The organism is Moorena sp. SIO3B2, assembly GCF_010692525.1.
Taxonomy (GTDB): domain Bacteria; phylum Cyanobacteriota; class Cyanobacteriia; order Cyanobacteriales; family Coleofasciculaceae; genus Moorena; species Moorena producens.
Genome location: NZ_JAAHHE010000231.1, coordinates 1 through 10014, shown reverse-complemented (window position 1 = coordinate 10014; position 10014 = coordinate 1). Strand labels below are relative to the sequence as shown.

General features: G+C 41.5%; 8 protein-coding genes and 1 pseudogene. All 9 read left to right on the top strand.

Annotation, left to right across the window (positions count from 1 at the left end; genetic code table 11):
- Window positions 1-732, top strand: a 732-nt coding sequence (locus tag F6K38_RS29045) for an alpha-hydroxy acid oxidase (protein ID WP_287358536.1), incomplete at its 5' end; no start/stop codon positions are given.
- 512 nt (window positions 733-1244) lie between these two features.
- Entirely contained in the window at window positions 1245-2117 is an 873-nt protein-coding gene (locus tag F6K38_RS29040) for a transporter substrate-binding domain-containing protein (RefSeq protein WP_287358533.1), read from the top strand.
- Window positions 2118-2191: 74 nt separating this feature from the next.
- A complete protein-coding gene (locus F6K38_RS29035; protein WP_287266365.1) occupies window positions 2192-3043 on the top strand; it encodes a M48 family metallopeptidase in 852 nt (283 codons plus the stop codon).
- Window positions 3044-3074: 31 nt separating this feature from the next.
- Window positions 3075-3395 (top strand): annotated as a pseudogene (locus F6K38_RS29030) (alpha-hydroxy acid oxidase); the annotation flags it as partial.
- 650 nt (window positions 3396-4045) lie between these two features.
- Window positions 4046-4591: a hypothetical protein gene (locus F6K38_RS29025; protein WP_008177716.1), complete on the top strand. Its 546-nt coding sequence runs from the start codon at window positions 4046-4048 to the stop codon at window positions 4589-4591.
- 1043 nt (window positions 4592-5634) lie between these two features.
- A complete protein-coding gene (locus F6K38_RS29020) occupies window positions 5635-5829 on the top strand; it encodes a hypothetical protein (RefSeq protein ID WP_008177713.1) in 195 nt (64 codons plus the stop codon).
- A 340-nt stretch (window positions 5830-6169) separates the two neighbouring features.
- Entirely contained in the window at window positions 6170-7189 is a 1020-nt protein-coding gene (locus F6K38_RS29015) for a DUF3179 domain-containing protein (protein ID WP_008177711.1), read from the top strand.
- Window positions 7190-7381: 192 nt separating this feature from the next.
- Complete coding sequence (locus tag F6K38_RS29010) at window positions 7382-8146, top strand: glycosyltransferase family 2 protein (protein ID WP_287358531.1); 765 nt, start codon at window positions 7382-7384, stop codon at window positions 8144-8146.
- A 13-nt stretch (window positions 8147-8159) separates the two neighbouring features.
- The gene (locus tag F6K38_RS29005) at window positions 8160-9887 is read left to right on the top strand and encodes an MptA/MptB family glycosyltransferase (protein WP_287358529.1); all 1728 of its coding nucleotides are present in this window, start codon (window positions 8160-8162) and stop codon (window positions 9885-9887) included.
- Window positions 9888-10014: the final 127 nt, after the last annotated feature.

Genomic DNA, 10014 nt, shown 5'->3' with positions numbered 1-10014 from the left:
ACATCCGAGATCAAAAATCCCTCATGGTTTCAGCTTTATGTCCATCGCGATCGCACTCTCACCCGTAGACTTGTGGAACGGGCGGAGGCAGCTGGTTTTAGTGCCCTTTGTCTGACCGTAGATGCACCAGTGTTGGGGTGTCGGGAAAGGGATCGACGCAATCAATTTACTCTACCGGTAGGGATGGAACTGGCTAATTTAGCGACAATGACTGGTCTGGAAATTCCCAAAACCGCAGGAGAATCGGGTTTATTGAGCTATTTTGCCCAGCAAATTGATCCAGCACTGACCTGGCGGGATCTGGAATGGTTACAATCGATCACTACTCTACCGGTGTTAGTCAAAGGCATTTTGCGAGGAGATGATGCTCTCAAGGCATTGGACCATGGAGCGAAAGGAATCATTGTATCGAATCATGGGGGTAGGCAATTGGATAGTGCGATCGCATCCATCGATGCCTTACCCGAAGTGGTCGCAGCCGTAGGAAATCATCTACCAGTATTAATCGATGGGGGTATCCGTCGAGGCACTGATGTGCTCAAAGCCCTAGCCTTGGGTGCATCAGCGGTGTTGGTAGGTCGTCCGGTGTTATGGGGATTAGCTGTAGCAGGAGTTGCTGGAGTACGCCATGTCTTGCAATTGTTACGAGATGAATTAGATATAGCGATGGCGTTAAGTGGCTGTACTAAGGTCAAGGATATTGACTCTAGTTTGGTGAAAATTAAAGATTAGACATCTCCAGAAATTAGGTTTTCACCTAGATAGGATCGGGGTTTCAGATTCTTTGTCGGAGATGTCTATTGACTAAATTATTAATAAATTAATAATAGCTTTTCATACCTAAATATTAAGCCAAATAGCTTAGTAATATCAATGAATTGGCTGAAGTTATAGCAAGACTGCTTATGTTAAATTTTATGAAAAAAATTATTAGTTATTGGTAATACTTTGATACTATTGCCATAACTTCCTGGCACTTATCAGGGTTAGGGTAAGGGTTAGAGGTTGTCTGAGAAGTATCATTTGCTACATAAAAGCCCCCTAAATCCCCCAAGTTTGGGGGACTTTTACCAGCAAATTGATTCTTGTTCCCCCCAAGCGAGCAATCCCTCGCTTGGGGGGCTAGGGGGGCAAAATTCAGTATCAAAAAACTTGGGAGATATCCTCTTAGATAAGCTTTGAGCGATTTATCTATTGGAAAGTGATATCAGTAAGTAATTATTAGCCTGAAATCCGAAAAAGAAATGAGTAATAAGCTAGCCACTATCACCCTTAGTATTATCTTATCCTTAACCTTTACCTCAGCCAGTTTAGCTGAAACAGTCTTGTCAGAAATTAAGCGCACTGGTGTTTTGAAAGTAGGAATTAGGAGAGATGCCCCTCCCTTTGGTTTTCTAGAGCAAGATCAATGGCAAGGCTACTGCGTGACTAAAATGTATGTTCTAGCCAACCATCTTGGTGAAGTACTCAATAGACCTGTTCGGTTCGAGGCAATTCCATCTGTTCTAGACGAAGACTCCCCTAACAATCGTTATGGGATGGTAGCCAATGGCAAGGTACATCTAGATTGTGGTCCCAATACGATCAAAAGTGCTCCACCACTATCAGGAGTTACTTACTCCACTGCTTTTTATTTTTCCGGGACACATTTTCTAATCAGACCCGAAATGAAGGGTATATTTAATCCTGAAACTTCCCTAGCTGGTAAAAAAATTGGTGTCCTTCCTGGTTCAAATACACATCCCTTAATCTCCAGTACCTACCCATTAGCTGAAATAGTAGACACTCGTTACAGAAGCTCTAACGGTCGAGAATTGGCTCTAAGAGATGTCGTCGAAAGGAGAATTGATGCTTTTGCCAGTGATGGCATGCTCTTAATGGCAGAAGCCTTAAGACAAGGGCTGACATTCCAGGATTTTACCTTAATTCCTGACCGACCGTTAAGTTGTGATTTTTACGGAATAATTTTACCAGATCAGGATACAGAATGGAAGACAATAATTGATAAATTTATTACTAACTTAAGGTGGGAGATAATTTTGGAAAAATCCTTGGGTGTTAACTCTATTTATTACCAAGGTATACGACAAGCTGCTTATGATAAATGTGCTAACTAAATCGCTTACTGCTGAATAATTAATACTTAAAAGCCTATTTTTGATTATTCAAATAGACGCTTAAATAGACGACTATGTTAAACCCATTCTTTTGGATTAAGCGTGCTTCCCATCGCCGATGGTTTTACCTGCTGATTCTGGTAGTTGTGGCACTGGCTCTAGGGGTAGGGTTACCCAATACCTCATCAGCATCTGACTCCTGTGGGTTGGATGGTGATGCAGGAATTGAGATAATTCAGTTAATCACCATTTCTGATCAACAAGAAGTAGAGCTGGGTAAGTGTTTGAATCAACAAGAAGTTGATCAAGGGCTGGAGATTTACCGCGGACGCGAAATCACTGAATACGTCCAAGACATTGGTAAGAGATTAATCCCCTATAGCGATCGCCCCAATTTTCCCTATACCTTTCAAGTAGTCAGGAACAACGATATAAATGCCTTTGCCTTGGTGGGTGGCTTTGTTTATGTTCATACGGGCTTGCTCAAAGGGGTAGAAAATGAAGCTGAGTTAGCTGCAGTGATAGCTCACGAAATTGCTCACATTACCAGCAAACACAGTATCGAGAGGCTGCGCCAGATTATCAAAGACAACAACTTTAGTGAAATCGAGTATGGAACAATTATAAATCTTCTTGAGGATATCGCCTTTTCTCTTCCCCGAGGACGGCAGCAGGAATATGAAGCAGACCGCAAGGGAATAGAAATGTTGCACGGTGCTGGCTACGCTCCCTCAGGAATGACTGGATTTCTCCAAAAATTAACCAAAGGCAATACACCGGCAATGCTAAGAACCCACCCAGAACCAGCAAAACGCCTTGATACTCTCAACGAAATAATCAACAAAAAAGGTTGGAATCCCAATGGTGGTGATGGCTTAGACAGTGATGCTTACAAACGCAAAATCGAATCTCTACTAATCGAGTAGGTGAGCTAGCTATACTGACTGGCTGTAATTGAATCATGGGGGTCGGCAATTGGATAGTGCGATCGCGTCTATCGATGCCTTACCCGAAGTGGTCGCAGCTGTGGGAAATTATCTACCGGTATTAATCGATGGGGGTATCCGTAGAGGCACTGATGTGCTCAAAGCCCTAGCCTTAGGTGCATCAGCGGTGTTGGTAGGTCGTCCGGTGTTATGGGGATTAGCTGTAGCAGGAGTTGCAGGAGTACGCCATGTCTTGCAATTGTTAAGGGATGAATTGGATATAGCCATGGCGTTAAGTGGCTGTACTAAGGTCAAGGATATTGACCGTAGTTTGGTTAAAATTAAAGATTGACCAGAGTAATTAACGAATAACTAGTCACCAATAATTAATCACTAATAATACATTTTGCTTAGTAATATCAATGACTTGGCTGACATTCTAGAAATAATAGGTATGCTATCTTTGATTAGAAAAATCAATATATAAATTAGTATTTATTGGTAATAGTTTGATAGTATCTCACTAAATTACCGCCACTGATCAGGGTGATGGTAAGAGTTATATAAACTTTGAGATTAATCTATTTATCTATTGGAAAGTGAAATAGGCAACTATTGTGCATCATTACCTAGGATAATTGCCAATTTCAAGCCCTAGGGCTAGTTGACTGGCGTTGCTGATTTTGGGTATGGTTTCGCCCCCCTAGCCCCCCAATTCTGGGGGGAACAAGAGTTTCAAAGTCCCCCAAAATTGGGGGATTTAGGGGGCTTTAGCAAAACCAAACGATCGCGCTTCATACTTTAATTCAGCAACCCCAGTTGACTAGCTTTAAGACTAGTAAGTAATTATTATTTTCAATAATAGCAAGGCTACTCCGTGAATAAAATATATTATATAGCCAACAATTTTTACCTATAAATCCAGAGCTATATCAATTTTTTATCAAAGTAAATAGGGTGCTATTACCAAAACACTAAAATCCTAAAAAGACCGAAAAATTAATGAAACTACCGAACTTATTAACCACCCTCGGTGTAGCATCCATTATCACCACTTTAGCCATAGTAGATATTGCCAAACCACTGGAAACCTTTGCCTATACATCTCCTAATCAGTCAACCAGTGAAGGGATAGGACAAAGCAATGATTTTTTGATTGCATCTGGACGTAGTGCAAACTTTGAGGATGGAATATTTTCTGTACGCCTTCCGGAAACAGGAACTCTGGGACAAGAGCTTGATAATTTTATATCTGCTAATCCTAGTTTCAATGTTGAGTCAAAAGAGAAGTGGGTTAGTAACATCAAAGTCTTTTCTATGACCAGAGGTTCTATTAGTAATGGAAGTGTACCAATCACCGCTAGATGGTCTGTTCGATTATGTTGGAGCACTACTTTTGCCTTAAAGAAATGCGTTGGCGGCTGGATAAACAAAAGTGAGGACTTTGAAACGTCATGCTCTATCGGGGCACAACCACGCTATCTTCGTTGCAGAATGCCAGGGAAAGTTAGTGAATTGGTAAGAGAAGGTAGCATTTCAGTTAACTAAAGTTTATCGATTATTATCCTAATTTTACTAATTAAAAACTGAGCTGTTTGTCCTAAAAGCCAATCCCAAGCTATCGACAGCTATCGCACCTTTACATTTAAACCAACCTTACCCAGCGCCATAGCTTAAGCTTGGCGTCTGGTAGTTTACAACTGTTTTAAATTCCCTCAGCTTTGTTACTACTAACTGACTCTAACAAATTTAATCTAACTTATTTAATTTAGTTTTCAGACGAGTGCGCACATATTTATATACTGTGGCATAGGGTATATCCATGCCACACAATCCCTTTAACCAAAGTTGCACTTCCCCATAACTACTAAATCCTTCCGATTGTTGTAATTTAACTCGTAATTTTTCCTCTACGTCTAGGGGGATATTTATTGGTCTACCTGGCTTTTTTTTATGCTCTAAAAACGCTTACATTCTACCCCGACGATATAGACTAAACCACTCTGATACCTTGGTGCGGTGGCATCCTAAGTGCTTTAAGTTTTTCTGGAGATTCTTTAATTTCTAATTAAAAAAGAGAAATGCTATATATTAACCTTTCTTGCCTAATTCAAGTATAGCATTATTTGAAAAAATTCCTAGAGCACAGGGAAGAGGGCATAGGAAACACAGAAGATTATCAAACAGAGACAAGGATGTTTTTGTTATAGCAGTCTAAGAGGATATCTCCCAAGTTTTTTGATACTGAATTTTGCCCCCCTAGCCCCCCAACTTTGGGGGAAGAGTCAATTTGCTTCTAAAAGTCCCCCAAAATTGGGGGATTTAGGGGGCTTGGATGTAGCAAATGGGACTTCTCAGACAATCTCTAAACAAAGCTTAGGATATATTTCTTTTACCTGCTCAAAAGTCCCTGGTCCCGACTCCCTCAAACAATTTGTTACAAAATTTTTCAAAATATGTTATAATAAAATATTTTTGTGCTATAGTATAAGGGTGGGCGCTGAGACGCCCAGAGTCAAGAGCTAGCCCGGGGAGAGTCCAATACCTACGGGCTAGCTCTGGCTCCCCTATAAAAAGGAGATACTTTAATGATGACCTATTCTGAACGCCTTCATCCGTGGGTGGTCATTCGGCTGTTACCACAAATGCAACGAGTTGTTGTTGCTCGCTTCCGCAATCGATCGGATGCCGAAGGACATTTATGGGCCCTGAAACGATTGATGCCGGATGCAGAATTTATAATTGTTTTTGATGTTGGTAATAATCGGATCGATGAGGAATCTTAGGGGGTAAATCTCATGTAGCGGTTTGGGACTTTAATCACCATTGAGTTTGATGATCGATTTGAAAATGGTCTAGCTATCAATCCTTAATCCAATTCTCAGATATCACTCACCTTGGTTTCATGTTACCCCCTCACCCTAAGGTTAGGGATTCCAGGCACAGCTTCTGATGCTGGGGTTGGGCAGTTGCGTAGGGTGCCAGGTGCGTAGGGTGCGTTAGGGGCGGACTAATTCTGATTTTTCCTATCCTAGCCAGCCTTGGGATAGTCCGTCCCGTAACGCACCACCCACAGGCTCGCACTCATTAGGTTTGCAGTGACATCTAGGCAGGGAAAGCACGATTATGAATAAATTACTTAAAATAGCCCTCAGCACTACTTCCTTAGTCGGGCTGTGTTTGATGGCACTAGTCGTACAAGCCGGGAGCTGGGATAATTTCAAACTCCGTTACTTCCATCTCACTGCCTATCTCCACAACCAAGACCAAGAAATCACTGACCTCCAAAAACAAAACCTTAATCTAGCCAAATCCACTCGCATTAATTTAACGGAACTCCTCAATGGTGGTCCCCCAAAAGACGGTATTCCTAGTATCGATAATCCCAAGTTTGATACGTCTCAAACCACACCATTTTCTAAAACAGAAACTGTGATTGGTGTGGTAATTAATGGAGAAGCCAAAGCCTATCCTTTTGGGGTCATGAATTGGCATGAATTGGTGAATGACACAGTAGGTGGCCTTAATGTTAGTGTATCCTATTGTCCCCTTTGTGATACTATAGTTGCCTTTAATCGCAGCAATACAACCTACGGTGTTACAGGCAAACTTTATCAAAGTTGCCTAGTAATGTATGACCGTGCCGATGATACCCTTTACTCTCAACCTTGGGGGATGGGTATTATTGGTGCTAAAGTCAATCGTAATCTTAAAACAATTCCCGCTATCAAAACTACTCTTGGTTCTTGGTTAAACAAGTATCCCAACAGTAAAATTCTATCCACTAACACAGGTCATAACCGGGCTTACTTCAGCTATCCCTATGGTAGCTACTATACCGATAAGCAAATTATTTTCCCAGTCAGGAATCAACAACGACTTACCCTTCATCCCAAAGCTATTGTTAGCTATGTGTGGGAAGCGGATCAACAAACCCCTAAAAACCTATTTTCTGGGGCTAGCTATCAATTTGTCCATGACCAATTAAAAAAAGTCGGCGAAAAAGTTGTAGAATTCAATGGTCGTCCCATTAGAGCACGTTGGGATAGCCAACTCCAAACTGTATTAGTAGAAGAATTCGACGGCACTCCCATCCCCAGTTCTACTGCTTTTGCCTTTGTGTATGCAGCTTACTTTGGTAAATAACGTTATAGACAAAGGACTTAACCCAATTGAAAACTGCAATAACTCATGACTAATATAGCGGTTTATATCCTCATTAGTTAAACAGAATTTTTTCCCTGTTACCTGTTACCTGTTACCTGTTACCTGCTCCCTACTCCCTACTCCCTAAAACCAAAATATTTGTACCTCACCCAATTAAAAACCGCTATAACCATGACTAATAACCACAATATCTTAGTAATTATCCCTGTTCTCAATGAAGAAACCACTATCACTGGGGTAATTAAGTCTCTTCAATCCTATAATTTGAACAATATTCGGGTAGTCGATAATGGCAGCACCGACAACAGTATTATTAAAGCAAAAGAAGCCGGTGCCGAGGTAATCTGTGAGCCTATTCCTGGTTACGGTCGAGCCTGTTGGCGGGGATTGCAGCAACTAGACCGAGATATTAATTGGATATTATTCTGTGATGGCGATGGCAGTGATGACTTAAGTTATTTACCCCAGTTTCTAGCTGCTAGGAATAAGTATGACCTAATTTTAGGTAACCGCCGCGCCACAGTAGATGGACGTAACGCGATGACCCCAGTGCAAAATTTTGGCAACTGGCTAGCTACCTTCCTGATCGGTTGGGGTTGGGGACACTGGTATCAGGATTTAGGACCATTGCGGCTAATTCGCCGTTCAGCTTTGGATGAAATCCAAATGCAAGATAGAGGGTTTGGCTGGACAGTAGAAATGCAAGCCCGTGCGATTGAATGTAGTTTGCGAATCTGTGAAATTCCTGTTGGTTACCGTCGCCGACAAGGGGGACGCTCGAAAATATCTGGTACCCTTTCTGGTAGTGTCCAAGCAGGAACAATAATTTTGATGACTTTAGGTCGTCTATATCTACGTCGCCTTAAGCTTAGCCACGCAGATGGGACAATTGCTAGAAGTGTTGAAAAGGAAATAGGGAATTTCCATCAATCCTAGTTTCACATCTCAAATGAAAACGCTATATATATGGCTTAGTTCTCTACTCCTGTTGTTAGGTTGTATCTTGATTGTACCTCATGGAGATTTCCGAGAGGTGGGAGCTGTGCCTCGATTTTGGTTAGGTATCAGTGTGATTAGCTTAGGTTTTCTGTTGTCTTGGGGATTAAGCGTCTATACTAGATATCCTGCGGAAGTTAGCAACAGTAAACTTGGGATTTCCCAACAAGCAAAAAGAATTAACAACAGAATTAACAACAACAGTATCAAGACCAGACTTTGGCAAGGAGTCTACAAAGGATTTACTAAGAGGATATCTGAAAAGTTTTTTGATACTGAATTTCGCCCCCCTAGCCCCCCAAATTTGGGGGGGACTAGAATCCAATTTGATGGCAAAAGTCCCCCAAAATTGGGGGATTTAGGGGGCTTTAATGTAGCAAATGATACTTCTCAGACAACCTCTAAATCTCTTAGTATAAAGTACTTACGAAAACTCAAAACTCAGCACTCAGGACTAAATTTTTGGAGTACTACTATCCTCAGCAGGCTGCTACTGCTACCAATGTATCCTGGAGATGATGTATGGCGCTATCTATGGGAAGGGTATATTCAAACATTAGGGTTTAGTCCATACCATTTGCCACCTAATGCTACTGAACTGATTCCCTACCATACGGAATGGTGGTCACTAATCAATCATCCTACTGTTTCTGCTATCTATCCACCAGTAGCGCAATTAGGTTTTCGGATGTTAGCGCTGATTGACCTTAAGGTTTGGTTATTCAAAATTGCATTTATCTTAGCTGACTTATTAATCTGTTGGTTACTCAGTCGTCGATTTGGTTATCACCAGGCAATCTTCTATGCCTGGAATCCTTTGATAATTTACTCCTTTGCTGGTGGTGCTCATTACGACAGTTGGTTTATTTTACCCCTAGTTGCAGCTTGGTTAGTCGTTGACAGAAAAACAGAGAGTTTAAGGCAGACAAAAATAACAGAAATAGAGGAAAAGTTGGACAGTGGTAAAGTAGCAGAATACTCCCCATTTACTGACCGCTTGATGTCTTCATCTGATCAATCCCTGACCTGGTGGCACTGGATTGCTTCGGCTTTGCTAGTAGGAATTAGTATGGCAGTGAAGTGGATGTCTTTGCCAATTTTAGGGTTTCTGACCTGGCAAGCTTTCCGAAAAGTAGGGGTAAAACTAGCAATAGTAGTGCTATTGTGCGGTTTCTTACCTTTTGGCATCACTGCTCTCCAATTTTGCTCTAGTGGAGAATGTCCTTTGATTCCTACTGGATCAGTGTTTGTGTCCCATGGTCGCAGTGCGGAATTGATTCCTTATATTGTTAGCGAATATTGGGAACCCTCTCGCTGGGTTAATTGGATTTATGCTTTTCCCCTAGGCTTAACGGTAAGTTGGCTAATTTTGCGATCGCGCAATTTCCAACAATTCACGGAGTGGTACTTTTTTTCCCTGCTCATCCTATCTCCAATTATCCATGCTTGGTACTTCACTTGGATAATTCCTTTTGCTGTTCCTTCTCGGAATCTGGGAGTACGTTTAGTTAGTATCTCTGCTTTTGTTTACTTTGTACTTCAGCATCGCATGGCTTTAGGTAACTACAGCTGGTATCTAACTCCTCAGGAGCGATGGTGGCTATGGTTACCCTTTGTTTTGGGTTGGTTTTGGACCCATTACCGCAATCCTAATGTTGCTCTCAACCAAAACTCAGATTGATTAGCTTTAATCAAAATTGCCTAGGTCAAGGTAAGCTATCAGCTATCAGCTATCAGCTATCAGCTATCAGCTATCAGCTATCAGCTATCAGCTATCAGCTATCAGCTATCAGCTATCAGCTATCAGC

Excerpts from the sequence above, each read along its gene's own strand:
- F6K38_RS29040 (WP_287358533.1), top strand. The coding sequence starts at position 1,245 with ATGAGTAATAAGCTAGCCACTATCACCCTTAGTATTATCTTATCCTTA.
- F6K38_RS29035 (WP_287266365.1), top strand. The coding sequence starts at position 2,192 with ATGTTAAACCCATTCTTTTGGATTAAGCGTGCTTCCCATCGCCGATGG.
- F6K38_RS29025 (WP_008177716.1), top strand. The coding sequence starts at position 4,046 with ATGAAACTACCGAACTTATTAACCACCCTCGGTGTAGCATCCATTATC.
- F6K38_RS29020 (WP_008177713.1), top strand. The coding sequence starts at position 5,635 with ATGACCTATTCTGAACGCCTTCATCCGTGGGTGGTCATTCGGCTGTTA.
- F6K38_RS29015 (WP_008177711.1), top strand. The coding sequence starts at position 6,170 with ATGAATAAATTACTTAAAATAGCCCTCAGCACTACTTCCTTAGTCGGG.
- F6K38_RS29010 (WP_287358531.1), top strand. The coding sequence starts at position 7,382 with ATGACTAATAACCACAATATCTTAGTAATTATCCCTGTTCTCAATGAA.
- F6K38_RS29005 (WP_287358529.1), top strand. The coding sequence starts at position 8,160 with ATGAAAACGCTATATATATGGCTTAGTTCTCTACTCCTGTTGTTAGGT.